Origin of the sequence: Spirillospora albida (genome assembly GCF_000718255.1) — a bacterium.
GTDB lineage: Bacteria > Actinomycetota > Actinomycetes > Streptosporangiales > Streptosporangiaceae > Spirillospora > Spirillospora albida.
In genome coordinates this window covers 339,511-365,696 of record NZ_JOFJ01000002.1, presented here as the reverse complement: position 1 = coordinate 365,696, position 26,186 = coordinate 339,511, and the positions used below count along the sequence as shown (strand labels likewise).

General features: G+C 71.1%; 26 protein-coding genes. 13 read left to right on the top strand and 13 right to left on the bottom strand.

Annotation, left to right across the window (positions count from 1 at the left end; translation table 11 throughout):
- Positions 1-33: 33 nt before the first annotated feature.
- The 3 genes from IE99_RS0104300 to IE99_RS0104290 all read left to right on the top strand — a co-directional run bounded on the left by IE99_RS0104300 (position 34) and on the right by IE99_RS0104290 (position 4,219).
- A complete protein-coding gene (locus IE99_RS0104300) occupies positions 34-2,487 on the top strand; it encodes an alpha/beta fold hydrolase (protein WP_084219271.1) in 2,454 nt (817 codons plus the stop codon).
- Entirely contained in the window at positions 2,484-3,311 is an 828-nt protein-coding gene (locus tag IE99_RS0104295; protein ID WP_030163887.1) for an ABC transporter permease, read from the top strand. Before IE99_RS0104300 ends, IE99_RS0104295 begins: the two co-directional genes overlap by 4 nt.
- A gap of 320 nt (positions 3,312-3,631) precedes the next feature.
- Positions 3,632-4,219, top strand: a complete 588-nt coding sequence (locus tag IE99_RS0104290) for an HD domain-containing protein (protein ID WP_030163884.1) — start codon at positions 3,632-3,634, stop codon at positions 4,217-4,219.
- Here the strand turns inward: IE99_RS0104290 and IE99_RS0104285 are convergent.
- Together IE99_RS0104285 and IE99_RS28815 are read right to left on the bottom strand one after the other, a co-directional pair.
- Positions 4,203-4,625, bottom strand: a complete 423-nt coding sequence (locus IE99_RS0104285; protein WP_030163881.1) for a DUF4334 domain-containing protein — start codon at positions 4,623-4,625, stop codon at positions 4,203-4,205. The two genes, IE99_RS0104290 and IE99_RS0104285, sit on opposite strands and share 17 nt — an antisense overlap.
- 48 nt (positions 4,626-4,673) lie before the next feature.
- Complete coding sequence (locus IE99_RS28815) at positions 4,674-5,453, bottom strand: hypothetical protein (RefSeq protein ID WP_051711957.1); 780 nt, start codon at positions 5,451-5,453, stop codon at positions 4,674-4,676.
- A gap of 193 nt (positions 5,454-5,646) precedes the next feature.
- On the opposite strand from IE99_RS28815, the gene IE99_RS28810 reads away from it, so the two are divergent.
- Complete coding sequence (locus IE99_RS28810) at positions 5,647-6,342, top strand: histidine phosphatase family protein (RefSeq protein WP_051711955.1); 696 nt, start codon at positions 5,647-5,649, stop codon at positions 6,340-6,342.
- A gap of 56 nt (positions 6,343-6,398) precedes the next feature.
- Here the strand turns inward: IE99_RS28810 and IE99_RS0104270 are convergent, their stop codons facing one another.
- From IE99_RS0104270 to msrA, 4 genes are all read right to left on the bottom strand, one after another.
- Positions 6,399-6,749, bottom strand: coding sequence for a hypothetical protein (locus IE99_RS0104270; protein ID WP_157610035.1), 351 nt, complete (start codon positions 6,747-6,749; stop codon positions 6,399-6,401).
- A gap of 188 nt (positions 6,750-6,937) precedes the next feature.
- Positions 6,938-7,354, bottom strand: coding sequence for a PIN domain-containing protein (locus IE99_RS0104265; RefSeq protein WP_030163873.1), 417 nt, complete (start codon positions 7,352-7,354; stop codon positions 6,938-6,940).
- Entirely contained in the window at positions 7,330-7,641 is a 312-nt protein-coding gene (locus IE99_RS0104260; protein WP_051711953.1) for a hypothetical protein, read from the bottom strand. Before IE99_RS0104260 ends, IE99_RS0104265 begins: the two co-directional genes overlap by 25 nt.
- A 45-nt stretch (positions 7,642-7,686) precedes the next feature.
- Positions 7,687-8,331 carry a peptide-methionine (S)-S-oxide reductase MsrA gene (gene msrA, locus IE99_RS0104255; protein ID WP_030163871.1) on the bottom strand — a complete coding sequence of 215 codons (645 nt, stop codon included), beginning with the start codon at positions 8,329-8,331 and terminating at the stop codon, positions 7,687-7,689.
- 64 nt (positions 8,332-8,395) lie between these two features.
- Between msrA and rarD the strand changes: the two genes are divergently transcribed.
- From rarD to IE99_RS0104210, 9 genes are all read left to right on the top strand, one after another.
- On the top strand, positions 8,396-9,274 hold the full coding sequence (gene rarD, locus IE99_RS0104250) for an EamA family transporter RarD (RefSeq protein ID WP_037558628.1): 879 nt from the start codon (positions 8,396-8,398) through the stop codon (positions 9,272-9,274).
- A gap of 57 nt (positions 9,275-9,331) precedes the next feature.
- Entirely contained in the window at positions 9,332-9,706 is a 375-nt protein-coding gene (locus IE99_RS0104245; RefSeq protein WP_157610033.1) for a hypothetical protein, read from the top strand.
- Between the two features lie 363 nt (positions 9,707-10,069).
- Complete coding sequence (locus IE99_RS0104240) at positions 10,070-11,449, top strand: cytochrome P450 (protein WP_051711950.1); 1,380 nt, start codon at positions 10,070-10,072, stop codon at positions 11,447-11,449.
- A gap of 80 nt (positions 11,450-11,529) precedes the next feature.
- Positions 11,530-12,357 (top strand): terpene synthase family protein, encoded by an 828-nt coding sequence (locus tag IE99_RS0104235; protein WP_245623051.1) that lies wholly within the window; start codon positions 11,530-11,532, stop codon positions 12,355-12,357.
- Positions 12,354-14,063: a prenyltransferase/squalene oxidase repeat-containing protein gene (locus IE99_RS0104230; RefSeq protein WP_245623050.1), complete on the top strand. Its 1,710-nt coding sequence runs from the start codon at positions 12,354-12,356 to the stop codon at positions 14,061-14,063. Before IE99_RS0104235 ends, IE99_RS0104230 begins: the two co-directional genes overlap by 4 nt.
- 222 nt (positions 14,064-14,285) lie before the next feature.
- The gene (locus IE99_RS0104225; RefSeq protein WP_245623049.1) at positions 14,286-16,823 is read left to right on the top strand and encodes a nitrate- and nitrite sensing domain-containing protein; all 2,538 of its coding nucleotides are present in this window, start codon (positions 14,286-14,288) and stop codon (positions 16,821-16,823) included.
- Positions 16,823-17,239: a roadblock/LC7 domain-containing protein gene (locus IE99_RS0104220; RefSeq protein ID WP_211258727.1), complete on the top strand. Its 417-nt coding sequence runs from the start codon at positions 16,823-16,825 to the stop codon at positions 17,237-17,239. The genes IE99_RS0104225 and IE99_RS0104220 overlap by 1 nt, the downstream gene beginning before the upstream one ends.
- On the top strand, positions 17,236-17,655 hold the full coding sequence (locus IE99_RS0104215; RefSeq protein ID WP_084219267.1) for a DUF742 domain-containing protein: 420 nt from the start codon (positions 17,236-17,238) through the stop codon (positions 17,653-17,655). Before IE99_RS0104220 ends, IE99_RS0104215 begins: the two co-directional genes overlap by 4 nt.
- The gene (locus IE99_RS0104210) at positions 17,636-18,238 is read left to right on the top strand and encodes a GTP-binding protein (RefSeq protein ID WP_030163854.1); all 603 of its coding nucleotides are present in this window, start codon (positions 17,636-17,638) and stop codon (positions 18,236-18,238) included. The genes IE99_RS0104215 and IE99_RS0104210 overlap by 20 nt, the downstream gene beginning before the upstream one ends.
- 60 nt (positions 18,239-18,298) lie before the next feature.
- Here IE99_RS0104210 and IE99_RS0104205 read toward each other — a convergent pair whose 3' ends face one another.
- Genes IE99_RS0104205 through nuoI form a run of 7 tightly spaced genes read right to left on the bottom strand, consistent with a single transcriptional unit; the run spans position 18,299 to position 26,180 of the window.
- Positions 18,299-19,321, bottom strand: a complete 1,023-nt coding sequence (locus IE99_RS0104205) for a polyprenyl synthetase family protein (RefSeq protein WP_051711945.1) — start codon at positions 19,319-19,321, stop codon at positions 18,299-18,301.
- Between the two features lie 10 nt (positions 19,322-19,331).
- Positions 19,332-20,900: an NADH-quinone oxidoreductase subunit NuoN gene (nuoN, locus tag IE99_RS0104200; RefSeq protein WP_030163850.1), complete on the bottom strand. Its 1,569-nt coding sequence runs from the start codon at positions 20,898-20,900 to the stop codon at positions 19,332-19,334.
- Positions 20,897-22,477: an NADH-quinone oxidoreductase subunit M gene (locus IE99_RS0104195; RefSeq protein WP_030163848.1), complete on the bottom strand. Its 1,581-nt coding sequence runs from the start codon at positions 22,475-22,477 to the stop codon at positions 20,897-20,899. The genes nuoN and IE99_RS0104195 overlap by 4 nt, the downstream gene beginning before the upstream one ends.
- Positions 22,474-24,390, bottom strand: coding sequence for an NADH-quinone oxidoreductase subunit L (gene nuoL / locus IE99_RS0104190; RefSeq protein WP_030163845.1), 1,917 nt, complete (start codon positions 24,388-24,390; stop codon positions 22,474-22,476). The genes IE99_RS0104195 and nuoL overlap by 4 nt, the downstream gene beginning before the upstream one ends.
- A 10-nt stretch (positions 24,391-24,400) precedes the next feature.
- Positions 24,401-24,700: an NADH-quinone oxidoreductase subunit NuoK gene (gene nuoK, locus IE99_RS0104185; RefSeq protein ID WP_030163843.1), complete on the bottom strand. Its 300-nt coding sequence runs from the start codon at positions 24,698-24,700 to the stop codon at positions 24,401-24,403.
- A complete protein-coding gene (locus tag IE99_RS0104180; protein ID WP_051711943.1) occupies positions 24,697-25,629 on the bottom strand; it encodes an NADH-quinone oxidoreductase subunit J in 933 nt (310 codons plus the stop codon). The genes nuoK and IE99_RS0104180 overlap by 4 nt, the downstream gene beginning before the upstream one ends.
- Complete coding sequence (nuoI, locus tag IE99_RS0104175) at positions 25,626-26,180, bottom strand: NADH-quinone oxidoreductase subunit NuoI (RefSeq protein WP_245623057.1); 555 nt, start codon at positions 26,178-26,180, stop codon at positions 25,626-25,628. Before nuoI ends, IE99_RS0104180 begins: the two co-directional genes overlap by 4 nt.
- Positions 26,181-26,186 lie beyond the last annotated feature (6 nt).

Here is a 26,186-nt window from a genome sequence, read left to right as displayed (position 1 = left end):
TCGGCCGGCGCGGGCCGCGCATAGGGTGCTTGCATGAATCTGGGGGGAGCGCTCCGCGCGCGCTGGAACAGGACGACGCGTCCGGTGCGGTGGACGGCGGCGGGCACCGCCCTCGCGCTGGCGGCGGGCGGCACGGCGTGGGGGGTCGCGGCGGGCGACGCGCCGCGCGTCCGGACGACGGAGCAGCGCGTCACGGTGCCGGGCGGCCCCGGCGACGACGCGCACGTCACGCTCGACACCACGTTCTACGCGCCGGTCGGGCGGTCCAAGGGCCCCGCGATCATGCTCGGGCACGGCTTCGGCGGCGACAAGTCCGGTGTCGCGGGCGAGGCCCGCGAACTCGCCCGCGCCGGATACGCCGTACTCGCGTGGTCGGCCCGCGGCTTCGGCCGCTCCACCGGGCATATCGCCCTCAACTCCCCCGACCACGAGGTCCAGGACGCACGGCGGCTCATCGACTGGCTGGCACGGCGTCCCGAGGTCCGGCTGGACGGCCCCGGCGACCCGCGCGTCGGCATGGCGGGCGAGTCCTACGGCGGCGCGATCGCGCTCATGACCGCCGCGTACGACCCGCGCGTGGACGCCATCGCCCCGCAGATCACCTGGCACGACCTCGCCGACGCCCTCTTCCCCAACGCGACCGGCGGCGAGCCGGGCGTGTTCAAGAAGCTGTGGGCGGGCCTCTTCTTCTCCTCGGGCGCGAACGGCACCGCCTGCGGGCGGTTCCTCCCGTCCGTGTGCGAGATGTACGAGGAGGTTGCGGAGACGGGGCGTCCGACCCGCGAGGCGGTCGAGAGACTTCGGAGGTCGAGCCCCTCCTCCGTCGGCGACCGCATCAAGATCCCGACCCTGCTCGTCCAGGGCCAGGCCGACTCGCTCTTCCCCCTGCACCACGCCGACGCGAACGCCCGCGCCATCGCCCGGAACGGCGCCCCCGTCTCCATGGTGTGGTTCCAGGGCGGGCACGACGGCGGAGACCCGGAGACGACCCGCGTCCGGGGCCTGGTGCACGACTTCTTCGACGCCCGCCTGCGCGGCTCCGGAAAGGCCCCGGACGGGTTCACCGTGACGCGCGCGGGCGGCATCGACTCGTCCACGCAGGAGGTCGTGGTGGAGCAGGCGACCGCCCCCGCCTACCCCGGGCTCACCGCCGGCCCCCGCGCGCTGCCGCTGACCGGCCGCGAGCAGAGCGTCCACCGCCCGGCGGGCGGCGCCCCCGCGTCGATCTCCGCGCTGCCCGGCCTCGGCGCGCTCGGCTCTCTCGGCGACCTCGGCTCCGCCGCCGGCCTGCCCGCCGACATGCCCGGCCAGTCCGCCGTGTTCGACACCCGTCCGCTGGACGCCCCGCTGCGGCTCACCGGCGCCGCCACCGTCCGGATCGCCGTCTCGGCCCCCGGTCCGCTGTTCGCGAAGCTGTACGACGTCGCCCCGGACGGGAAGGCGTCCCTCGCCCGGCGCATCGCCGCCCCCCTCCTGGTCGACGAGGCGGGCGAGGTCACGGTGACCCTCCCCGCCATGGACCACCGCTTCGACCGGGGCCACCGCGTCCGCCTCGCCATCGCCACGACCGACATGGGCTTCGCCACCCCGGCCGCGCCCGCCACGGTGAAGGTGCGGGCCGTGTCGCCGCTGACGGTCCCGTCCGTCCCGGCGCTGACGACCACGGCCACGCCGGTCCCCGCCTGGGTGTGGTGGCTGCCCGGCGCGGCGCTGCTGCTCGCCGCGGCGCTGCTCGTCCGGCGCCGCAGGCCCGCCGCGGTCACCGACGGCGACGTTCCGCTGGAGATCACCGGCCTCACCAAGAAGTACCGGAACGGGCACCTGGCCGTCGCCGACCTGTCCTTCCGCGTCGAGAAGGGCCAGGTGCTCGGCCTCCTCGGCCCGAACGGCGCCGGCAAGACGACGACCCTGCGCATGCTGATGGGCCTGATCCATCCCGACGCGGGCGAGATCAGGATCTTCGGGCAGCGGGTCGTTCCGGGCGCCCCCGTCCTGGCGCGTCTCGGCTCGTTCGTCGAAGGCCCCGGGTTCCTCCCCCACCTGTCCGGCCGCGACAACCTCGACCTGTACTGGCGCGCCACCGGACGCCCCCGGGCCGAGGCCCACATGGAGGAGGCGCTCGAGATCGCCGCGCTCGGTACGGCGCTCGACCGCGCCGTCCGCACCTACTCGCAGGGCATGCGGCAGCGCCTCGCGATCGCGCAGGCCATGCTCGGCCTCCCCGACCTGCTCGTCCTGGACGAGCCCACCAACGGGCTCGACCCGCCCCAGATCCGCGAGATGCGGGACGTCCTCGTCACGTACGCGGCGGCCGGACGCACCGTCATCGTGTCCAGCCACCTCCTGTCCGAGGTGGAGCAGACCTGCACCCACGCGGTCGTCATGGCGGGCGGACGCCGCGTCGCCGCCGGCCCCGTCAGCGAGATCACCGGCTCCGGCCGCCGCCTCGAGGACGCGTTCCTGGAACTCATCGGAGAGAAGTCATGACCTACGCCGTGCGGCGGACGCTGCCGCTGCGGGTCGAGGCCGTCCGGCAGTTCCGGCGCCGCCGCACCCTCGTCGCGTTCGCGATCCTGCTCGCCCTGCCGTGGGTGCTGGTCGGCGCGTTCAAGATCGGCGGTGACCCCGGCCCGGACGGCTTCCCGAGCCTCGTCGACGTCGCGACGTCCAGCGCCCTCAACTTCGCCCTGTTCGCCCTCTTCGTCTCGACGGGATTCCTCCTCGTCGTCGCCGTCGCCCTCTTCTGCGGCGACACCGTGGCGAGCGAGGCGAACTGGTCGTCTCTGCGCTACCTCCTCGCCGCGCCCGTTCCCCGGGCCCGCCTCCTGCGCCAGAAACTGATCGTGGCGCTCGCCTACGCCGTCGTCGCCGTCCTCAGCCTCCCGGCGATGGCGCTCCTCGCGGGCACCGTCGCGTTCGGCTGGGGCCCGGTCGAGCTCCCCACCGGCGGCACCGTCCCGGTCGGCACGGCCCTCTCCCGCATGGCGATCATCGCCGGCTACTCACTGATCGCGCAGCTGGTCGTCGCCGCCCTCGCGTTCCTGCTGTCCGTCACCACGGACTCCCCGCTCGGCGCGGTGGGCGGTGCGGTCGGCCTCGTGATCGTCAGCAACATCCTGGACGCCGTCACCGCCCTCGGCTCCTGGCGCGACTTCCTGCCCACCCACTGGATGTACGCCTGGATGGACGCCCTCCAGCCCCAGATCCAGTGGACTGGCATGGCCAAGGGGGCCGCCATCTCCACCGCCTACGCCGCGATCCTGTTCGCCCTGGCCTTCCGCCGATTCCAGACCCGCGACATCGTGTCCTGAAAAACGGTCGAACGTGACGAGGTGCATCACATAAGCTCACTGAACCTCAGGGGCACCGTCCACGTCCTACGGGGTACACGCGACATCGGCTCGATGGACGGGTTAACACCCGGCCCGACGGGGGAGATGATCACCATGGCACGGCAGCAGCTCGTCAAGCGCCCCAAGCCCCCACGTCAACCGAGCCCCCTCGACCTCAGGACGCCCTCGGGCCGGCTTCTGCCGTACTGACCGGCCTCCCACCTCCCGCGGACCGCACAGGGCCTCCTCGCCACGAGGAGGCCCTCGACCTATCGGCGTCGTGCCGGAAGGACACCCACATGGCGGACGAGATGGAGCGGCTCACCGGGCTGCTCTACGAGATCGGCCTGCTGAAGCGCTACAAGCGCACCGGCTGGCTCGTCGCGGGCGTGAACGACCCGGAGAGCGTCGCCGACCACTCCTTCCGGACGGCCGTCATCGCGAGCGTCCTCGCCGTCCTCGAAGGCGCGAACCCGGAGCGCGCCGCGCTGCTCGCCCTGTTCCACGACACCCAGGAGACGCGGCTGACGGACGTCCCGCACCTGGGCCGCGCCTACCTGACGAAGGCCCCGAACGAACAGGTCACCGCGGATCAGACCGCCGGCGTCCCGCCCCCGGTCGCCGCGATGATCGGCTCCGCGGTCGCCGAGTTCGAGGCGCGCGACAGCCTCGAGGCCCGCTGCGCCCGCGACGCCGACAAGCTGGAATGCCTCGTCCAGGCCATCGAGTACGGCGACCACGGCAACCGGAACACCCACCACTGGGTCGCGAGCGCCCTGCCCGAGCTCCAGACCGGGTCCGCGAAGCGCCTGGCCGAAGAGGCCCAGCGGACGAACTCCCTCGACTGGGCGATCCGCGCCGTGTCCGGGCCTACCAGACGCGGGTGAGGTGGAAGTACAGGACGCTTCCGACGCCCTTCGCGTCCATGGCGCCCATCACGTGGTCGTCGTCGATCCGCCGGAAGTGGTCGATGATCGGCTGGGTGTCGTACACCATCGCGGCCGACACGAGCCCCCGGTGCGACATCTCGCGCAGCCGCGCCATGCCCATCCCGTCGAACGAGTGGATCTCGTCCTTGTCGTCGAGGCAGAGCAGCGGCTCGACGTTCTCGGCGTCGTTGAAGCGCTTCCCGTACCAGCGCATCTTGACGAGCCGCGCCGCCATCGGCTCGCTCCCGTCGAACAGGCCGCCCCGCCACGTCCCGAGCATGGCGTCGGGGGCCACGGCCCCCAGCTCGGCGAACACCTTCTCCCCCGAGGCGCTCCCACCCCGGATGAGTTCCAGCACGTCCATTCGGCTTCCTTCGATTCGCGCCCGACGGCCGCGATCCTACGTCAGCGCTCACTTACCGGAGGAGCCGCCCCGGTCGACCTGCTGCACGGCCTCGTACGTCGGCCCCCTCAGCTGCTGGAACAGGCCGGCGGGCACCAGACCGAGGATCGGCCGCCGGATGGGATTGAACCGCCGCGGCTCGCTCTCGTCGCTGCGCGCGGGGCCGCTGAGGACGAGTTCGCCGAACCGCTCCCACGCACCCTTCCCGTCCGCCACGACCAAGTCCAAGACCATCGGCCCCTCACCGATGGCGCCCTCGAGGGCCGCGAAATCGGCCGGGATCTCCCGGTCCCCCCGCGCGATCGCCCCCAGCATCACGAGCCGGTCACCCGCCCTGTAGGGCAGGAGAGACCCGTAGAACTGCGGACTCCACCTCATCACCGGCCGCAGCGTGAAGCGCCCCAGGGCACCGCTGCCGGTGGTCGCGAGCAGCAACTCCGACTCCTCGCCCCCGGGCGCCCGCCACCTCAGCGCCAGACCCAGCAGATCGGGCACCGACGTCGGCAGCCCCACCGACCGCGACATCCGGGCCACCCCGCGCAGTTCGGCCGCGTCGTCCAGGAACGGCACACCCCACCCGCGGGACCGCCCGCTCAACCGCAGCGTCGCGTCCAGCACCACCCCCTGCGGATGCAGCGGCCGCCCGCCCCGCACCCGGGCCAGGGTCGTGAACACCTTCACGAACCCGGCGGTGACGCCCCGGGCGAGCACATCCCCGATCCCGCCGCCCGCCTCTTCTCCCCCGGACGGCCGGACAACGCGCGGCCGCTGCCGCAGATCCTCAACCATGGTCCGCTCCCCGATACGGCTTGTCCGGCCGGGAGTACCCCGCGACGCAGACCGGAAACAGGCCATGGATGCTCCTCAGAAGAGAGCCCGCCCCTTCGTCGTCTGCACCGCGGTGCCCGTCCGCCTCGTTCACTTTCGGGCCTCCTCGCACACTTCTGACCATTGTCGGGGGACGGTGTGTCAGCCTGTCGGCATGATCAATGTGCGACGGGTGTGGATGATCCGGCATGGGCAGAGCGAGTCGAACGCCGGCCTGCCGACGAACGGGCCGGGCGCGGCCCCGCTCACGGCGCTCGGCCGGGAGCAGGCCGCGCGGATGGCCGCGGCGTTCACGGCGCCGCCCGACCTCATCGTGAGCTCACCGTTCGTCCGCGCGCGGCAGACCGCCGAAGCGACCGTCGAGCGGTTCCCTGCGGTGCCGTACGAGGAATGGCCCGTCGAGGAGTTCACCTATCTCGGTGCGCTGCACGGGCCGCGGACCACCGGCGAGCAGAGGCGCCCATTCGCCGAGGCATATTGGGAACGCGCCGACCCCGCGTACGTGAACGACGGCGACGGCGAGTCGTTCGTGGCGCTCATCGCGCGGGCCAACGCCTTCCTGGAGCGGCTCGCCGCGCTCCCCGACGAGGGAATGGTCGCGGTGTTCACGCACGGCCTCTTCATGAAGGCGGTGATCTGGTCGGTCCTCACCGGCGTCACCGTCCCGGACGTCGCCGCGATGCGGGCCTTCCGCCACTTCAACGGCGCGTGCAACGTTCCGAACTGCACGGTCACCGAGTTGTGGCGCCCCAACGGCCAGTACGGATTCCGCGTGGTCGGCGGCGGGACGACCCACCTGGCGGACGCGTCCACAGCCCAGTCACCCGTCTCCTCCGCCTTCCTGGACTGACCAGGAGACCTCCGCGGCCAGGAGTTTTACTACCTCGAGGAGTAAAGTGCAGGTGGTCAACCCTGCTCACTCAGGCTTCGGGGCGGGGCCGACGGCGGCCACAGGCTACGCCTCCAGGCCATCGGGGCGGAGCACGCCACCGCCAGAATCAATCCCGGTGTCGTGCTGTCGACCCCGAAGAAGCCCTCGATGAGGATGGACGCCGACAGGATGGCCGAGCCGGTCAACGCCCAGGTGATGCGGTAACTGAAGGCCTTCACGCCCCCCGCGGCCAGCACCGCGGCGAACGTGAGGACGAATCCCGCCGCCCAGCTCACAACAGCGATCAGATACGGCTCACGCGGGACGGTCAGGACCGCAACGATCATGCACAGGAACGCCGCCGACGACAGGGCCTTCATCCGCATCGAACCGGGCACCCCCACACAAGATCCACGAGCGACACGACGTCAATCTATCCCACCTGAAACCATGCTGATCTGCACCGATGTCGACACGGATGCCGAGTTCACCGTCCAGAGCGAGTGCCGGCGCCTCCCTCACCGGGCTGGTGGTAGCCGTCAGTGCCCAAGAGCCGGGCTGGGGGCGGGGCGGGTCATACGGCTACCACCTTGATGCCCTTTCCGCAGAGGGTCGTCATGTCGTCCTCGTCGGAGGTCAGAAGGACGACGGGCTTGGGGGCCTGGAGCGCGGTCGAAGCGACGACCGCGTCGATCGCGTACTTGTGCCCGTGAAGGCGGTGAGCGCGAAGCAGGTCGACGGCCACCGTGCTGATCTCTTCGGTGACCGGTTCGATGCGGAGCCTGGACAGATACCAACGAAGCCTGTCCGGCTTGGTCCGGACGTCCTGGGCTTCGATCGGGGTGAGCGCACTGATCATCACGCGGAAATCGTTGTCCTGGGCTTCGCGGACCAGAGCGGTGACGCGTTGATCGGCCCCGCACCACTTGACCAGGCCCTCACAGTCGAGGACGAGCGTCCCCGCGCTCAGCCTGCTTCGTGCCCGGCCCACTCGGCGCCCTCCTGCAACTCGGGCGCCGCCTTGACCGCACGGAAGAGATCTGCGGCCTCGTCGCGAAGCGCCTGCGGGATCGGACCCGAGGCGTCCTCATTGGCCTGCAGTGCCTCTTCGAGCAGGTCCCGCTCGATCTGACGCTCAACGGCGGCGTCGACGTAGGCGGAGAAGCCGCGGGTTCCCACCCGTTCGCGGACAGCACGAATGTTCCCGGCTCTCAGCGAGACGCTCGCCTTCACCGCCGGGCCTTCACCCAGCCCGAACTCCTTCTCCTCCGCAGCCATGCCCGCAGTTTACTACCTCAAGTAGCAAAACTTCAGTCGTTGCCGCTACTCGGCGGGGGCCACGCCTACGGGGCAGGAGAGGCCGGTGCCGCCGAGGCCGCAGTAGCCGCCGGGGTTCTTGTGCAGGTACTGCTGGTGGTAGTGCTCGGCGAAGTAGAACGGGCCGGCTTTGGTGATCTCCGTGGTCACGGGGCCGTGGCCCGCCTTGCGGAGGACGGGTTCGTAGGCGTCACGGGAGGCTTCGGCGGCCTTCCGCTGGGCGTCGGAGTGGGTGAAGATCGCTGAGCGGTACTGAGTGCCGACGTCGTTGCCCTGGCGCATGCCCTGGGTGGGGTCGTGGGACTCCCAGAAGACGCGCAGGAGCGTCTCGTAGGTCGTCTTGGTCGGGTCGAAGACGACGCGGACGGTCTCGGTGTGGCCCGTCCGCCCGCTGCAGACCTCTTCGTAGGTCGGGTTCGGGGTGTGGCCGCCCTCGTAGCCGACGGACGTGGAGACGACGCCGGGGGTCTGCCAGAACTTGCGTTCGGCGCCCCAGAAGCAGCCGAGGGCGAATTCGGCGATCTCGGTGCCATCCGGGTAGGGCGGGGCCAGGGGGGCGTCGAGGACCTCGTGGTGGGACGGGACGGGGAGGGGTTCGTCGCGGCCGGGGAGTGCCTGCTCCGGGCTGACCATCTTCGGGGTACCGAACATGGTCCCAGCGTACTCGACAGTAGTGTGTCTGATTTGGCTAATTACGTGCTGGTATCGTGCTCTCGTGAATCGTCAGGGGTTGGGGTACGGCGCCGCCGCGTACGGGCTGTGGGGGCTGTTCCCGCTGTACTGGCCGCTGCTGAAGCCGGCCGGCGCGGTGGAGATCCTGGCCCATCGGATCGTGTGGTCGCTGGTCGCCGTGGTGGTCGTCCTGGCGGCGGCGCGGAACTGGGGCTGGATCCGGACGCTCGGGGCGCGGCGGTTCGGGCTGCTGAGCGCGGCGGCCGTGATCATCTCGGTGAACTGGGCGACGTACATCTACGCCGTCAACTCCGGGCACACGATCGAGGCGGCGCTCGGGTACTTCATCAATCCCCTGATCAGCGTGCTGTTCGGGGTCGTGATCTTCCGGGAGCGGCTGCGGGCGTGGCAGTGGGCGGCGGTCGGGCTCGGGACCGCGGCGGTGCTGGTGCTGACCGCCGACTACGGGCGGCCGCCGTGGATCGCGCTGGTCCTCGCGTTCTCGTTCGCGACCTACGGGCTGCTCAAGAAGTTCGCCGCCATGCCGTCGGCGGAGAGTCTGAGCGTCGAGACGGCGGTGATGCTCGTCCCGGCGCTGGGGTACGTGGTGTGGATCGGTGGCGGGACGTTCGGGAGCGAGGGCACCGGGCACGTGTTGCTGCTGGTGGGGGCCGGTGTGGTGACGGCGATCCCGCTGATGCTGTTCAACGCGGCGGCGACCCGGCTGCCGCTGAGCATGATGGGGATGCTCCAGTACCTGGCTCCCGTGCTCCAGTTCCTCATCGGGCTGCTGGTGCAGCACGAGGCGATGCCCGCGAGCCGCTGGGCCGGGTTCCTGCTGGTCTGGGTGGCCCTGGTGGCACTGACGTGGGACGGGGCGCGGGCCATCCGGCGAAGGCCCGTGCTGGAAACGGTGCACTGAGCGGGCCGCAGGCACTAAAGTGCCGGACGTCACATTCCGGCCCGAAGGAGCCTCCTGTTGCGTCTGCTCAGCGTTGCGGTGTTGGGAACGGCCCTGGTCGCGGCCGGGTTCGCGGCCCCCGTGACGGGCCTGGCGACGGCGGGCGCGAAGACGGTCGAGGACGAGGGGATCGCGGTGCGTCCCGGGGTTGCGCGGCCGGGGCAGCGGGTCGAGGTCGCGGTGCCGGGGTGCCCGCGCGGTGGACGGGTGGCCTCGCGGGTGTTCGTCCTGCCGGTGACGCTGCGAAAGGGCGGCGGGGTCGCGGTCGTGCGCCGCACCGCGGAGGCCGGCACCCATCCGATCACGGCCACGTGCGGCGGCCGCGAGGTGGTCGGGGAGTTCCGTGTGTCCGGTGGATTCGCGTGGCAGGCCATCCTGTCCGACGCTGAATAGCGAATTCCGGCCTTTTCTCGGACATACACCCTCTGTGTCCGCTCTGCTACCTCCCTCCTGACTGAGTTGACCTGACCTGTCCGCCACCTGGGGCGATCCAGTCAGGACATCTCGACAAATGAGACAAGCCGTTCATCAAGTGATCGAGGTCACTCATAACGGCCATACTCTGCTGCCCGCTCGACCCTTGAAGGCGTTAAATGATCATGTGATACTCCCACTTAACGCTACAAATCACCCAAGGCTCATAGACGCGGACAGAGACCACCAATCGCCCATCTGACGCGCCGTCGACCCACCCTGCCCGGCGGCCCCCAGACGGGCCCGGATCGCCTTCAACTTCACATCGAGGGGCAGTCGAGAATGTCGGTTGACGTCGGCGGCTTTCCGGTACGGAAGGCCAGGAACTTTCCGCTCCACCGCACGGTCGCGCGGTTCGTGCGCGACCCGTTGCGGGAGCTGGAGCGCATCAGCACCGAGGCCGGCGGCGAGGTGGCGCGGATCGACCTCGGCGCATCACGTCCCTTCCTGGTCACCCATCCGGACCACGTCCAGCAGGTCCTGCGCGGGGAGTCGGAGAACTTCGTCCGGGACGGCACGTTCTGGCGTCCGCTCAACAGCCTCTTCGGCGACAGCATCATGTCCGAGTACGAGGAATGGGAGCGCAGCAAGCGCATCCTGCAGCCGGTGTTCTCGACCCGCACGATCCGGTCGCTCAGCGACGCCATGGCGCGGGCGATCAACGCCGCGGTGGTGCAGCTGGACGAGCCGGCCCGGAACGGCACCCCCATCGAGGTGCTGCCGGAGATGGGGCGGATCGTCCACGAGACCGTCATCAAGGTGCTGTTCGGCGACAAGATCCGGCAGGCGGAGGCCGACCGGATGATCCCCGCCATGGAGCAGCTCGCCACCTCGATCGCGTTCCGCTTCCTGCTGCCGTTCGTCCCGCGCTCGATCCCGCTGCCCGGCGACGCCGCGTTCGCGGACGGGCTGAAGGTGATGGACGAGACGCTCTACGAGCTCGTCGACCGGTTCCGGTACGACGCGGGCGAGGGCTACGACATCTTCACCGCGCTCTGCAAGGCGCGGATGACCGAGGGCAGCGGGCTCGGCGACGAGTGGGTGCGCAGCAACCTGCTCGCCATGTGGGCGACCAGCACCGAGACGACGACGGTCGCGCTGACCTGGATCTGGCCCATGCTGGAGAGCCGGCCCGAGGTCGCGGGGCGGCTCCAGGAGGAGATCCGGCGGGTCGTCGGGACGGACGACGTCAAGCCCGAGCACCTCCGCGAACTGCCGTACGTGAAGCAGGTCGTCCAGGAGCTCCTGCGCATGTACCCGGTCGGGTGGATCTTCCCGCGCATCGCGTTGAAGGACACCGGCATCGGCGGGGTGAAGGTGAAGGCGGGGCAGACCGTCCTCGTCAGCCCGTTCCTCACCCACCGGCTGGAGTCGGTGTGGGAGAACCCGCTGGAGTTCGATCCGGAGCGGTTCGGCCCGGAGCGGGTCCGCGCCCATCACCGCTACGGCTACTACCCGTTCGGCGGGGGTCCTCATCAGTGCATCGGACGGCACGTCTTCAACATGGAGGCGGAGCTCATCCTGACCAGCATCCTGAGCCGCTACACCCCTTCCCTCCTGCCGACGGACGGTCCGGTGCAGGCCCGGATCGGCGCGACCCTGCGCCCGAACCAGCCGCTGCACCTCGTCCTGAAGCCGATCGACGGCGAGCCGGCGTCATGACCGCGGCGACGTCCGAGCGTCCCGCGGAACCTCCGCATACCGTCCCGACCGCGGCACTGGAATCGGGGACGATCTGCGCCGTGGCGGGCCAGTCGCAGCGCCAGATGCGGTCGTGGGCCGCCGAGTACCCGGGCCTGTACGGGTCGGACGCGTTCGACCCGGCGCTGTTCAGCACGCTCGCGCTCGCGGCGGCGTTCAGCGGTCCCGGCCGCACCGCCGCGGACCTGCGGATGGCCAACCGGATGTGCCTGTGGTGCTTCGGCCTCGACTGGCTGATCGACTACAAGGCCGCGTCCCGGGCGGAGGTCACCGCGCTCGTCCGGGGGTGCGCCGCCATCGCCGAAGGCGGGGACGGGAGCGGCGGGAACGCTGATCTCAGCCGGTTCCTCGCCGATGTCCGGGACGAACTCGCGGCCATGCCCGCCTTCCCCGCCCTCCGCGACGCCTGGCTGGACGAGTTCCGGCGCATGCTCGACGCCATGGCCCTCGAATGGGACTGGAATGCGGCGCTGAAGAACGGCGGCGGCGCGCCGACCTTCGAGCGGTATCTGGCGAACGCCGACAACCTCGGCTTCTCGGTCGTTTTCGCCTCGCACTGGATCGCGTCCGGAGGGCACGGGGACGTGTCCGCCGTGCGGGAGGCGAGCTGGGCCGTCCAGCGGGTCATCCGCCTCCTGAACGACATCGGGACGTACGAGCGGGACAAGCAGTGGGGCGACCTCAACGCCCTGATGCTGGACCGCACTCCCCGTCAGGTCGAGGAGCGCGTCGCGGCGCTCACCGGGGAGGCGCGCCTGCTGCTCGCGGACGTCCGGCCCACCGCGCCGGATCTCGCCGACTACATGGAACGCCAGATGGACTTCTGCACGGGCTTCTATGGGGTAACCGACTTCTGGGGCACGCTGTGAGCATCGACGACCGTCCGCTGACGGAGACCCTTCCTCCTTCCGCACACCACGTCTCGGCTCCGCGCGGCTCCAGGTCCGCACACGGCGAGCGGCGCACCGGCTCCCCGGCGGTGGACATCGCGGCCGCGGCGCACGAACTGATCGCCGGTCTGGTCGCGCATCCGTGGGGGCAGGTCTCCCCCTCGGTGTACGAGACCGGCCGGCTGGTGTCGCTCACCCCGTGGCTCAGCGGGCACGCCGAGCGGGTCGCCTACCTCCTGGAGCGGCAGCACCCGGACGGGACGTGGGGCGCTCCCGACCACGGGTACGCGCTCGTCCCTACGCTGAGCGCGGCGGACGCGCTGCTGTCCGTCCTCACCGGCCCGGCGGGAACGCTCCCCGGCGCGGCGGCACCGCTGGTGCGGGCGGCGGACGCGGCGCTCCGGGCCGTCACCGCGCACATGTGCGGGCCGTCCGCGCCCGTCCTCGACCTGCCCGACCTGCCGGCGATCGAGCTGATCACGCCGGCGCTGATCGACGGGATCAACGCGTCGCTGGACCGGCTCCGGGAGCGGGCCGTCCCGGGTCTGGACGCGTGGGCGGGCCACCGGCTGATCCCGCCGCACGGCATGGACACGGCGAAGCTCCAGCTCGTCCGGGCGCTGCTCGGGTCGGGCGCGGAGCCGCCGCAGAAGCTGCTGCACGCTCTGGAGGTCCTCGGCCCGGAGGCGGCGGGGCTGCCGCAGCTGTCCCCCGAGGACACCGGGACGATCGGCGCCGCTCCGGCGGCGGCCGCGGCGTGGCTCGGCCTGCAGGGACCGGACGAGTCGGGCGACCCGGCGCGCTGGTACCTGGAGACGGTGGTCGCGCAGCACGGCGGCCCGGTGCCCTGCGGATTCCCGCTGACGGTGTTCGAGCGGGGATGGGTGCTGGCGTGGCTGCGGCGCGCGGGCGTCCCGGTCACCGTGCCGCCGCAGCTGGTGCTGAGCCTGACCGCGCCGCTCGGCCCGGCGGGCACCCCGGCCGCGGCCGGACTGCCCGCGGACGCCGACACCACGGCGGGCGCCCTGTACGCGCTGGCGCTCCTGGACGCGCCGCGCCGCCCCGATCCGCTGTACCTGTACGAGCTGGACACGCACTTCTGCACCTGGCAGGGCGAGGACGGTGCGTCGATCACGACGAACGCGCATGTTCTTGAGGCATTCGGCCAATTTCTGGTGACCGCCGATCCCGGCGACGAAGCGGCCGGGCGGTACGCCGCGACGGCCGCGAAGGTGGCGGGCTGGCTGCGCGGGCAGCAGCGGACGGACGGGAGCTGGGCCGATCGATGGCACGCGTCCCCGCATTACGCCACGGCGTGCACGGCGATCGCGCTCGCGAAGTTCGGCGGGCGGGAGTCGGCGGAGGCGGTCGCGGCGGCGCGCCGCTGGGTGCTCGGCTCGCAGCGGCCGGACGGCTCGTGGGGCCGCTGGGCGGGCACCCCGGAGGAGACGGCGTACGCGGTCCAACTGCTGATGTTGACCGGGGGGTCATTCGCGCCGGGCGCGGCGGCGGCGGTCGAGCGCGCGCGTCCGGCGCTGATCCGGTCACTGACCAGCGGCGCGGCCGGCGCGGCGGACGAGCCGGCGCTGTGGCATGACAAGGACCTCTACCGGCCGTCCGCGATCGTCCGGGCGGCGGTGCTCGCGGCGCTGCATCTCAGTGAGTGGAACGTCGCGTTTCCGTAAGGTGAATTTCGCCACACGGATACGTACCGGACATCCCTTCAAATGCGAAGAAATCGGCCTGCGGTTGCGTTTAGGTTGAGGGGATATGGCGGTGTTGCTAGTGTTCTACGCCGTATGGAACGGCGACACGGTCGCCCCTGCGAACCCATGACACCACCCGCCCGTGACCCGCATTTTCCGATCCGGAAGCGGTGACGGGCCAATCCACATATTGTTGGGGCGATGGTAATGCGCTTCCGCAACTCGCGCCTGCGAACCAAGATCACGGCGCTGTTGCTCTCGCTGACCGCACTCTGGGTTTTCGCGGCCTGGGTCACGCTGCGGGAGGGCGTCAACCTGCTCACCGTCAGCACCCTCGACACGGCGCTCGCCGAGCCGACCGACCCGCTCCTCGCCGAGCTCCAGAAGGAGCGACGGCTGAGCATGGTGCAGATGGCGCGGCCCGGCCCGGCGACGCGGAGCGCGCTGAACGCCCAGCGGGCCCGGACGAACAAGGCCCGTGCCGAAGTCGTCCGGCTGGCCCGCGGCGGCAGCGTCGGCCGGTTCGCCGGCGACGTGCTCGAGCGGCGGATCGACGAGGAGCTCGACCGCCTCAAGGGCCTGGAGTCCTACCGGCGGTCGGTCGACGCGGGCGCCACGGACCGCAACAGGATCGCGGCCGGGTATTCCGAGGTCATCGAGTCCATTTTCCGCGTCTACGATTCGCTCGCCACGCTGGACGACAAGGATTTCGCCCGCGATACCCGGACCATCCTGGAGATCAACCGCGAGTGGGAACTCCTCTCCCAGGAAGACGCGATGCTCGTCGGCGCCCTCACCGCCGGACGCCTCACCCAGGCGGAACAGGTCGCCTTCACCCAGCTCGTCGGTGCCCGGCGCAGCGACCTCGCCCGCTCGCTTCTCAACTATCGAGACTCCGACCGGCTCCTCCACGACGGGCTTATCAAGAGCCCGCGGCTCGCCACCATCCGGGCCCTGGAGGACCAGGTCATGCAGGCGCGCCCGAGCCGTCCCGGCCGCGCCCTGCGGCCCGGCGTGACCGCCGAGCAGTGGACCGCCGCCGCCGAGCCCGCCGTCGCCGAGATGCGCGAGCAGATCCAGGCGTCCGGCGACCGGCTGGTCGAGCGCGCCACCCCCATCGCGATCGGCGTCATCGTCCGGCTGCTGCTCGCCGGCGGCCTCGGACTCCTCGCGGTCATCGCGTCCATCGTCGTGTCGATCACCACCGCGCGCGCCCTGGTCAGGCAGCTCGAACGGCTCCGCGGCGCCGCCTGGGAGCTCGCCGAGCAGCGGCTGCCCGGCGTCGTCGAGCGGCTCGGCCACGGCGAGAAGGTCGACGTGGCCGTCGAGGCGCCGCCGCTCCGGTTCGGCAACGACGAGATCGGGCAGGTGGGCCGCGCGTTCAACGCCGTCCAGGAGACCGCGATCCGGACCGCCGTCGAGCAGGCCGAGCTGCGCCGCGGCATCCGCGACGTCCTGCTCAGCCTGGCGCGCCGCACGCAGACCCTCGTGCACCGGCAGCTCACGATGCTGGACGTGATGGAGCGCCGCCGCGACATCGAGACCAAGGACCTCGAAGAGCTGTTCAAGCTCGACCACCTCGCGACCCGCATGCGGCGCAACGCCGAGAACCTCATCGTCCTGTCCGGCGCCCTCCCCGCCCGCGGATGGCGCAACTCCGTCCCGATGGTCGACGTCGTCCGCGCCGCGGTCGGCGAGGTCGAGGACTACACCCGGGTCACCGTCCTGCCGTTCGGGCCGGTCGAGCTCGCCGGCCGCGCGGTCGGCGACGTCACCCACCTGCTCGCCGAGCTGATCGAGAACGCCGTGACGTTCTCCCCGCCGGACACGGTCGTGCAGGTCGGCGGGCACATGGTCGCGAGCGGCTTCGCCATCGACATCGAGGACCGCGGGCTCGGCATGACCGACGAGAAGCTCGCCGAGATCAACGAGCGGATCGCCGACCCGCCCGACTTCAACCTGCAGAGCTCCGTCCAGCTCGGCCTGTTCGTGGTCAGCAAGCTCGCCGAGCGGTACGGGCTGCACGTGCAGCTGAAGCGGTCCGCGTACGGCGGCACCACCGCCGTCGTCGTCGTCCCCCGCGACCTGATCGTGGAGGCGCGGCCGCAGGACGGGCCCGTCCCCGTGGCCGCGGGCACCACCACGCCGGGCGGCCTGGCCGTCCGGCAGCCGACCACCATGACCGCGGGCCACGGCAGCGGGCCGCACGCGCAGTCCGTCCCGGCCCAGTCCGTCCCGGCGCAGCCCGCGCTGGTCGCGGTGCCGCCTCCCGCGCTCGAGGCGCCCGAGCCCGCCGCCCCCGCGCCGGCCACGGTGGAGCCCACCGTGCTCCAGGCCGACCACCGCGCCGTCCCGCCCCCGCGGCAGGACGGCGGCGTCCCCGCGACGGAACGCCGCTCCCACGCCATCGGCGACCGTCCCGGCGCTCAGCCGGCCCCCGAACCCGCGGACGGGGGGCGTTCCGAACCGATCCAGCCGGAGGACCAGCCACCCGTGCCCGACACATCCACGACCCCGTCCGGCCTGCCGGTCCGGGTTCCGCAGGCGAACCTCGCCGAACCGCTCCGCACCGACGAGCCCGTCGTCGTGGAGGCGGCCGACGAGCCGGACGACCCGGGGCGGTCGCCCGAGGAGATCCAGCGGATCATGGGGGCGTACCAGCGCGGCACCCGCCGGGGCCGCACCGAGGCGGCCGAGGCGCAAGGCGCGCCGGCGGTAGAAGGCGAGGACGACGCGTGATGCAGAAGGCCGGTTCGTCATCTGACCTGGGATGGCTGCTGGACGACCTGGTCCACCGGCTCCCCCACGCCCGCAGCGCGGTCGTGCTCTCCGCGGACGGCCTGCTCATGGCCTCCTCCGAGGGCGTGACCCAGGACGACGGCGAGCACCTCGCCGCCGTCTCCGCCGGGATCCAGAGCCTGGCCAAGGGCGCCGGCGTCCGCTTCGGCGGCGGCCCCGTCCGCCAGACGATCATCGAGATGCAGTCGGCGTTCCTGCTGGTCACGGTGGCCGGCAAGGGTGCGTGCCTGGCGGTCCTCGCGGAGGAGGACGCCGATGTCGGCCTGATCGCCTACGAGATGGCGATGCTGGTCACCGCCATGGGCCACCACCTCACCTCGCCCGCCCGCGCCGAGGCGGAGGGGCGCTCGGCATGATGCCCCCCGAGGACCGCACCCCGCTGGAACAGAGATCGGACGAGCTCACGCCCATGGACCGGCTGCTGGACGACCACGCCGGCCCCATGGTCCGGCCGTACGTGATGACGAGCGGCCGGATCGAGCCGACCCGCGGCAAGTTCGACCTGATCACCCTGGTCGTCGCGGTCGGCCCGGAACCGGAGGGCGCGATCGGGCTGGGCCCCGAGCACCTCGAGATCATGCGGCTGTGCCAGGCGGTGTTGTCGGTGGCGGAGCTCACCGGCCACCTCAACCTGCCGGTCGCGACCGTCCGGGTCCTGCTCGGCGACCTTCTCGACAAGGGGTTCGTCTCGATGCAGGAGCCCGAACCCGAGGCGGACATGCACGACATCAGGCTCTACAAGGCGGTGATCGATGGTCTCCGGGCGCTCTGACCGGGCCCGCCGGCTCCCCACCGCGGTCAAGATCGTGATCGCGGGCGGGTTCGGGGTGGGCAAGACGACCATGGTCGGGACGGTCTCCGAGACGGCGCCGCTCCGCACCGAGGAGCTCCTCACCGACGAGAGCGTCGGCGTCGACGACATCTCCGGCGTGGAGGCCAAGACGACCACGACCGTCGCCATGGACTTCGGCCGCATCACCATGCGGAACGAGTACGTCCTGTACCTGTTCGGCACCCCTGGCCAGGAACGCTTCTGGTTCATGTGGGACGAGGTCTCGCTCGGCGCCCTCGGCGCCGTCGTCCTGGCCGACACCCGCCGCCTGTCGGACTGCTTCCCGTCCGTCGACTACTTCGAGCGGCGCAACACCCCGTTCGTCGTGGCGGTGAACTGCTTCGAGGGCTCCCAGAAGTACGACCTGGCGGAGATCCAGATGGCCCTCAACCTGGGTCCCAAGGTCCCCGTCATGCTCTGCGACGCCCGCAACCTGGAGTCCTGCAAGGAGGTCCTCATCGACCTCGTGATCCACGCGATGAAGTCGCGCGGACTGGTGGACCCCGAGCCGCAGAACGCGTGACGCACCGGGGGTCCGCGGCGTCCACCGTCGCGGGCCCCGGTGCCGCGATCGCGTGCGGAGCTAGCCCGTGCGCGACACCACGTAGTCGCAGAGGCCGGTGAAGGCGGCCCGCGCGGGGATGTCGGGGAGGGTGAGGAGTTCGCCGCGCGCGTCCTCGGCCCAGCGGCGGAGGTCGGCGCGGGCGCGCTCCATGGCCGGGTGGCCGCGCAGGAGGGCCAGGGCCTCGGCGTGCAGGGCGTCGTCCGTGAGGTCCTGGACGAGGAGTTCGCGCAGGCGGGCGTCGTCCGGGCCGGAGCCCACGCCCGCGAGGACGTGGTGCATCGGGAGGGTCCGGATGCCCTCGCGCAGGTCGGTGCCCGGCGTCTTGCCGGACTGCTCCGCGTTCGAGTCGATGTCGAGGATGTCGTCCGAGAGCTGGAAGGCGACACCGATCTTCTCGCACGCGGACGTGATGGTGTCGGTGACGTGCGGCGGGGCGCCCGCGAGCATCGCGCCGAGCTGGCCGGAGACGGCGATGAGCGACCCGGTCTTGTCCGCGACGACCTGCAGGTAGTGCTTGAGCGGGTCGGCGTCGGCGGGGCCGACGGTCTCCTGGATCTGGCCGCGGACGAGCCGCGCGAACGCGCGGGCCTGGACGCGGACCGACTCCGGGCCGAGGTCGGCGAGGATGTCGGACGCGCGGGCGAACAGGTAGTCGCCGGTGAGGATCGCGACGGTGTTCGTCCAGCGCGCGTTCGCGGACTCCTGGCCGCGGCGGACGGTCGCCTCGTCCATGACGTCGTCGTGGTAGAGGCTGCCGAGGTGGGTCAGCTCCACGACGACGCCGGCGGGCACCACACCGGGCGCGGCCGGGTCGCCGAACTGGGCGGCGAGCAGCACCAGCGTGGGCCGGAACCGCTTGCCGCCCGCTTCGACGAGGTGCTTGGAGGCCTGGGCGAGCAGCGGATCGTCGCCGCGGACGGACTCGAGGAGCCGCGCCTCGACGGACGCGAGGCGCTCTTTCACGTCGGCCGCGAGGGCCGCGTCGATGGGGAGGCCGAACGGGCCCGTCCCACCCGACTCCTCAGCGAAAGCGCTACTCACCCAAGACCCCCTACCGGACGAACATCTGCGTTGCGGCATGCCCCGCGAGGTCCAGCACCGGCTGGGGGAGCACACCGAGGACAACAGTAGCCGCCAGGCCGAGCACGACGGCAGCCGCGGTCGCCGGGCTGACGACGACGGTGGGCCCGTCGGCCTCCGGCTCGCTGAAGAACATCACGACGATCACGCGGACGTAGAAGAACGCCGCGATGGCCGAGGAGATGACGCCGACGACGACGAGCGGCGTGGCGTCCGCCTCGACGGCCGCCTTGAACACCGCGAACTTGCCGGTGAAGCCGCTGGTCAGCGGGATCCCGGCGAAGGCCAGCAGGAAGAAGGCGAACACGCCGGCGATGAGCGGGGACCGCTTGCCGAGCCCCGCCCAGCGGGACAGGTGCCCGGCCTCGCCGCCCGCGTCCCGGACCGTGGTGACGACGGCGAACGCGCCGACCGTGGTGAAGCCGTACGCGGCGAGGTAGAACAGGGTGCTGGACAGGCCCTCGCGGGAGGTGGCGATCACACCGGTGAGCAGGAAGCCCGCGTGCGCGATCGACGAGTAGGCCAGCATCCGCTTGATGTCGGTCTGCGTGATCGCGATGACCGCGCCGGCGATCATTGTGATGATCGACACACCCCACATCGCGGGCCGCCACTCCCACGTCAGGTTCTCGAACGCGACGAAGAAGACCCGCAGCATCGCGCCGAACGCGGACACGAGGGTGCAGGACGCCATCAGCGCCGTGATCGGGGTGGGGGCGCCCTGGTACACGTCCGGCTTCCACATGTGGAACGGGACGGCGCCGAGCTTGAACAGCAGCCCGAGGGCCAGCAGCGCGATCCCGCCGAGCAGCAGCGTCTCGCTGCCCGCGTCCCGGCCGGCCTCTGCGGCGATGTCGCCGAGCTTCACCGAACCGGCGTACCCGTACAGCAGCGCGATCCCGTAGAGGAAGAACGCGGACGAGAACGAGCCGAGCAGGAAGTACTTGACGGCGGCCTCCTGGGACAGGAGGCGCCGCCGGCGCGCGAGCCCGCACAGCAGGTACAGCGGCAGCGACATGACCTCGAGCCCGACGAACATCGTGAGCAGGTCGTTGGACGCGGGGAAGATCAGCATGCCGCCGACGGCGAACATCAGCAGCGGGAAGACCTCGGTCTGGATGATCCCGGCGGCGGTGGTCCGCTGCTCCGCCTCGCTGCCGGGCAGCGCGGCGGCCTGCGCGGCGAAGGACCCGGTCCCGCGATCCGCGATCAGCAGCAGGCTGACGAGCGCGAGGATGAGGATGGTGCCCTGCAGGAACAGGGTGGGTCCGTCGACGCCGAGGGCGCCCTCGGCGGCGACGGCGTGCGTCTCGTCCCGCAGGCCGAGGACGATCGTCCAGGCGAAGCCGCCCGCGAGGCCGAGGAACGCCAGCGGCACCTGGACGGTGTACCGCCAGGTCCGGCCGACGAACGCCTCGACGAGCACCCCGGCGACGGCGACGCCGAGGACGAGCAGGATCGGCATGATCTGCCCGTACTCGATGTGCGGCGCCGGGATGTCACCGCCCGGCGCGAGGGCGGCGCTCACGTGACTGGTCATGGACGGGCTCCGTTCTCGGCGACATTGCCGGTGACCTTCGGCGCCGGGTCACGCTGGTCGACCCGGACGAGGGTCTCCTTGACCGACGGGTTGATCACCTCGAGCACCGGCTGGGGGAAGAAGCCCATCGCCACGATGATCGCGATGATCGGGGCGACGGCCCATTTCTCCCGGGCGGTGAGGTCCTGCATGCCCTCCACGGCGGGAACCTTGGGGCCGCCCATCGTCCGCTGGTACATCCACAGGATGTAGATGGCGGCGAGGACGATGCCGCTGACCGCGAGGATCGCGGCCCACCGGTGGGCGCTGAACGTCCCGACGATGACGAGGAACTCGGACACGAACGTCGACAGGCCGGGCAGCGACAGCCCGGACAGGCCGGCGATGAGGAACATCCCGGCGAGGACGGGCGCGGCCTTCTGCACGCCGCCGTAGTCGTGGATCCGCGCCGACCGCCGCCGGACGATGAGGAACCCGACGATGAGGAACAGCGCGCCGGTGGAGAAGCCGTGGTTGATCATGTAGAGCGCGGCGCCGGACTGGGCCTGCGACGTCATCGCGAAGATGCCGAGGACGATGAAGCCGAAGTGCGACACCGACGTGTAGGCGATGAGGCGCTTCATGTCGACCTGGCCGATCGCGAGGACCGCGCCGTAGATGATGCTGAGCACGGCGAACGCGAGGACGACCGGGGTCGCCCACTTGGCGGCGCCGGGGAACAGCTCCAGGCAGAACCGCAGCATTCCGTAGGTGCCGACCTTGTCGAGCACACCGACGATGAGGACGAGCGCGCCCGTCGGGGACTGCTGCGCGGCGTCCGGCAGCCAGGTGTGCACGGGCACCATCGGCGCCTTGATCGCGAACGCGATGAAGAAGCCGAGGAACAGCCATTTGGCGGTGGTCGGGTCGATGGTGAGCTGCGTCAGCTCGCTGAACAGGAACGTGCCGTGCCCGACGCCGCCCTCTGCGGGCGACTTGGCCGACAGCGGGTACAGCCAGAGGACGGCGACCAGCATGAGCAGCCCGCCGAACAGCGAGTACAGCAGGAACTTCACGGCGGCGTAGGACCGCTGCGGCCCGCCGAAGTACCCGATGATGAAGTACACCGGGACGAGCATCGCCTCGAAGAAGACGTAGAACAGGAACACGTCGGTCGCCGCGAAGACGCCGATCATGGCCGCTTCCAGCGCCAGCAGCAGCGCGAAGTACGTCTTCGCGGACCGCTTGGCGGGAACGTCGGTACCGCCGGAGCGGTCGGCCTCCGTCCAGGACGCCAGGATGACCAGCGGGACGAGGATCACCGACAGCAGGATCAGCGTCAGCGCGATGCCGTCGACGCCGACCGCCCAGTGGACCCCGAACTCCTTGATCCACCAGTACTTCTCTTCGAACTGGAACCGCGCGCCGCCCGTGTCGAAGTTCGCCGCCATCACCACGGTGAGGACGCCGACGACGACGGAGACGAGCAGCGCGAACTGCTTGACGAGCGCCTCCCGCTCCCGCGGCAGCAGCGCCACGAGGGCGGCGCCCACCAGCGGCAGCGCGATGAGGACGCTCAGCCAGGGAAAGTCGCTCATGCCACATTCACCACCAGGAGCGCCGCGACGATGACCGCCGCGCCGAAGACCATTGAGAGGGCGTAGGACCTGGCGAATCCGGTCTGGATGCGCCGGATCCGGCCGGACGTTCCGCCGATGCCCGCGGCGACGCCGTTCACGGCGCCGTCGACGCCGCGTCCGTCGAACCAGACCGCGAGGCGGGTCAGCCACTGGCCGGGCCGCATCAGCAGCGACTCGTTGAGCGCGTCGCCGTAGAGGTCCTTGCGGGCCGCGACGGTGAGGAACGATCCGGCGGGCTGCTCGCGCGGCACCGGCCGGGCGCCGTACTGCCGCCAGGCGATCCCGGCGCCGATTAGCATCAGGACGAACGTCGCGGCGCCGGGCGCGGTGAGCCACGCGAAGTGGTGCTCGTGCTCGGGCTTGCCGACGACGGGTTCGAGGAACTCGGCGAAGCCGCCGAGGACGAGGAAGCCGCCCGCGAAGACCGAGCCGATCGCCAGCACCATCAGCGGGACCGTCATGACCTTCGGCGACTCGTGCGGGTGGACGTCGTCCGCCCACCGCTTCTCGCCGAAGAACGTCATGAACATGACCCGCGACATGTAGTAGGCGGTGATGCCCGCGCCGATCAGCGCGCACGACCCGAGGATGATCCCGGACGTGCCCTCCTTCGCGTACGCGGCCTCGATGATCCCGTCCTTGGTGAACCAGCCGGACAGGAACGGGAAGCCGATGATCGCGAGGTAGCCGAGCCCGAAGGTCGCATAGGTGATCATCATGAAGCCGCGGACGCCGCCGAACCGGCGCATGTTCACGTCGTCGTTCATGCCGTGCATGACCGAGCCGGCGCCGAGGAACAGGCCGGCCTTGAAGAAGCCGTGCGCGATGAGGTGCGCGATCGCGAACACGTACCCGGTCCTGCCGAGCCCCGCCGCGAGGTGCATGTAGCCGATCTGCGACATCGTCGAACCGGCGAGCGCCTTCTTGATGTCGTCCTTGCCGCAACCGATGATCGCACCGGCGAGCAGCGTGGCCGCGCCGACGATCGTCACGACGAGCTGCGCGGTGTCGGACATCTCGAAGATGGGCGCGGACCGGACGATCAGGTACACGCCCGCGGTCACCATCGTCGCCGCGTGGATCAGCGCCGACACGGGGGTCGGGCCCTCCATCGCGTCCAGCAGCCAGGACTGCAGCGGCAGCTGCGCCGACTTGCCGCACGCGCCGAGCAGGAGCAGCAGCCCGATCGCGGTCGCGGTGCCGGTGCTGAGCTGCGACGCGAGCCCGGCGTGCTCGGCGCCCTCGCCGAGGACCTGGTCGAAGCCGATCGACCCGAACGTCGCGAACATCAGCGAGATCGCGAGGACGAGCCCGATGTCTCCGACGCGGTTGACGACGAACGCCTTCTTCGCCGCGGTGGCGGCGGTCGGCTTGTGCTGCCAGAACCCGATCAGCAGGTAGGACGCGAGACCGACGCCCTCCCAGCCGAGGAAAAGGATCAGGTAGTTGCCCCCGAGGACCAGCAGCAGCATCGCCGCGACGAACAGGTTCAGGTACGCGAAGAACCTGCGCCGGTCCGGGTCGTGCGACATGTAGCCGATCGAGTAGATGTGGATCAGCGATCCGACCCCGGTGATCAGCAGGACGAAGCTGATGGACAGCGGGTCCACCAGGAGGTCCATGCCGACCGTGAAGGAGCCGACGTCGATGAAGTCCCACAGGTGCACGGTGCGGCGCCGCTCCTCGGCGCCGTATCCGAGCATCTGGACGAACATCGCCGCGCCCACGCCGAACGACGCCACCGACATGGCGACGCCGAGCAGGTGACCCCACTTGTCGGTGCGCTTCCCCCCGATCAGGAGGATCGCGGCACCGGCGAGCGGGAGCGCGACGAGGAGCCAGGACGCGGCCTGGATGCCTTCCGCTTTCATCCCCGCCCTCTCAGTACTTCAGCAGGTTCACGTCGTCGACCGACGAGGACCTGCGGGTCCGGAAGATGGTCATGATGATGGCCAGGCCCACCACGACCTCGGCGGCGGCGACGACCATCACGAAGAACGCGATGATCTGCCCGTCGAGGTTGCCGTGCATGCGGGAGAACGACACGAACGCGAGGTTGGTCGCGTTCAGCATCAGCTCGATGCACATGAACACCACGATGGCGTTGCGGCGGACGAGGACGCCGAGCGCCCCGATCGTGAACAGGATCGCGGAGAGCGCCAGGTAGTGCCCGGGACTCATGAACCAGCCTCGCCTTCACTGCCGGTGCCGGCGCCGCCCGCGCCGCCGGTGCCCCCGGCGGCCGGGGTGCCGGCGATGACGGCGCGGGACTCGGCGTCCGCGCCCTTGGCCTCCTCGCTGATCGCCTTGACCGCGGCGATGTCGGCCGCGACGGCGTCCCGCTCGGTCTCGCCGTGCAGGTCGGCATGGCGGGACGCGGTGTCGGTGCGGGCCGCGATGACCGGGTTGACCGACAGCTCGGACGGCGTCCCGTCCGGCAGCAGCGCGGGCATGTCGACGGCGTTGTGCCGGGCGTAGGTGCCGGGGCCGGGCAGCGGCCCCGGGTGCTCGCCGCTGCGGAACCGGCCGACCGACAGGTCCTTCTGCGTCGGCTTCGGCTCGGTCCGCTCGCGGTGCGCCAGCACCATCGCGCCCAGCGCCGCGGTGATCAGCAGCGCGCTGGTCGCCTCGAACGCGAACACGTAGTCCTTGAACAGCAGCCGGGCGAGGCCGATGACGTTGCCCTCGGCGTTCGCGTCGCGGAGCCCGGCGGAGTCGCCGAGCGCGGCGTTCCCGAGCCCGGCGGCCAGCAGGACGATGAAGCCGAGCGATGCGACGATCGCCCAGAACCGCTGGCCCCGGATCGTCTCCACCAGCGAGTCGGTCGAGCTGACGCCGACCAGCATCAGGACGAACAGGAACAGCATCAGGACCGCGCCGGTGTACACGATGACCTGGACGAACGCGAGGAACGGCGCGTCCTGGACGGCGTACAGCGCGGCGAGCGACAGCATCACGGTGGCGAGCAGCAGCGCCGAGTGCACCGCCCGCCGCATGAAGATCATGCCGAGCGCGGCGCAGACGGACACGGCGGCGAGCAGCCAGAAGAAGAACGGCTCGCCGGACTGCTTGTCGGCGACCTGCCCGGCGAGCAGGTGGGCGGTGCTCACGTGCGGTCACCGCCCTTCTGCGAGCGCTCGCGGCGCTTCGCCTCGTCGATGCTCGACCGGCCGCCGGCCTCGTCCGGGATGGCCGGAGCGTCCGCCTCGGGCTGGAGGCCGAGACGGTAGTAGTCCTCCTCGGTGTCGCCGAGCCGCATCTCGTGCGGCGGCGCCTCCATGCCGTCGCGCAGCGGCGCGAGCAGCATGTCCTTGGTGTAGATGAGGCTCTCCCGGCTGTCGTCGGCGAGTTCGTACTCGTTCGTCATCGTGAGCGCCCGGGTCGGGCACGCCTCGATGCAGAGCCCGCAGAGGATGCACCGCAGATAGTTGATCTGGTAGACGCGGCCGTACCGCTCACCCGGCGAGTACCGCTCGTCGGCGGTGTTGTCGGCACCCTCGACGTAGATGGCGTCGGCGGGGCACGCCCAGGCGCACAGCTCGCACCCGATGCACTTCTCCAGTCCGTCCGGCCACCGGTTCAGCTGGTGCCGGCCGTGGAAGCGCGGGGCGGTCGGCTTCTTCACCTCGGGGTACTGGACGGTCTCGCTCTTCATGAACATCTGGTG

Bases quoted from the DNA above. Each gene is read 5' to 3' on its own strand.
- IE99_RS0104300 (WP_084219271.1), top strand. From the start codon at position 34: ATGAATCTGGGGGGAGCGCTCCGCGCGCGCTGGAACAGGACGACGCGT.
- IE99_RS0104295 (WP_030163887.1), top strand. From the start codon at position 2,484: ATGACCTACGCCGTGCGGCGGACGCTGCCGCTGCGGGTCGAGGCCGTC.
- IE99_RS0104290 (WP_030163884.1), top strand. From the start codon at position 3,632: ATGGCGGACGAGATGGAGCGGCTCACCGGGCTGCTCTACGAGATCGGC.
- IE99_RS0104285 (WP_030163881.1), bottom strand. From the start codon at position 4,625: ATGGACGTGCTGGAACTCATCCGGGGTGGGAGCGCCTCGGGGGAGAAG.
- IE99_RS28815 (WP_051711957.1), bottom strand. From the start codon at position 5,453: ATGGTTGAGGATCTGCGGCAGCGGCCGCGCGTTGTCCGGCCGTCCGGG.
- IE99_RS28810 (WP_051711955.1), top strand. From the start codon at position 5,647: ATGATCAATGTGCGACGGGTGTGGATGATCCGGCATGGGCAGAGCGAG.
- IE99_RS0104270 (WP_157610035.1), bottom strand. From the start codon at position 6,749: ATGCGGATGAAGGCCCTGTCGTCGGCGGCGTTCCTGTGCATGATCGTT.
- IE99_RS0104260 (WP_051711953.1), bottom strand. From the start codon at position 7,641: ATGGCTGCGGAGGAGAAGGAGTTCGGGCTGGGTGAAGGCCCGGCGGTG.
- msrA (WP_030163871.1), bottom strand. From the start codon at position 8,331: ATGTTCGGTACCCCGAAGATGGTCAGCCCGGAGCAGGCACTCCCCGGC.
- IE99_RS0104240 (WP_051711950.1), top strand. From the start codon at position 10,070: ATGTCGGTTGACGTCGGCGGCTTTCCGGTACGGAAGGCCAGGAACTTT.
- IE99_RS0104225 (WP_245623049.1), top strand. From the start codon at position 14,286: ATGGTAATGCGCTTCCGCAACTCGCGCCTGCGAACCAAGATCACGGCG.
- IE99_RS0104220 (WP_211258727.1), top strand. From the start codon at position 16,823: ATGCAGAAGGCCGGTTCGTCATCTGACCTGGGATGGCTGCTGGACGAC.
- IE99_RS0104215 (WP_084219267.1), top strand. From the start codon at position 17,236: ATGATGCCCCCCGAGGACCGCACCCCGCTGGAACAGAGATCGGACGAG.
- IE99_RS0104210 (WP_030163854.1), top strand. From the start codon at position 17,636: ATGGTCTCCGGGCGCTCTGACCGGGCCCGCCGGCTCCCCACCGCGGTC.
- nuoN (WP_030163850.1), bottom strand. From the start codon at position 20,900: ATGACCAGTCACGTGAGCGCCGCCCTCGCGCCGGGCGGTGACATCCCG.
- IE99_RS0104195 (WP_030163848.1), bottom strand. From the start codon at position 22,477: ATGAGCGACTTTCCCTGGCTGAGCGTCCTCATCGCGCTGCCGCTGGTG.
- nuoL (WP_030163845.1), bottom strand. From the start codon at position 24,390: ATGAAAGCGGAAGGCATCCAGGCCGCGTCCTGGCTCCTCGTCGCGCTC.
- nuoK (WP_030163843.1), bottom strand. From the start codon at position 24,700: ATGAGTCCCGGGCACTACCTGGCGCTCTCCGCGATCCTGTTCACGATC.
- nuoI (WP_245623057.1), bottom strand. From the start codon at position 26,180: ATGTTCATGAAGAGCGAGACCGTCCAGTACCCCGAGGTGAAGAAGCCG.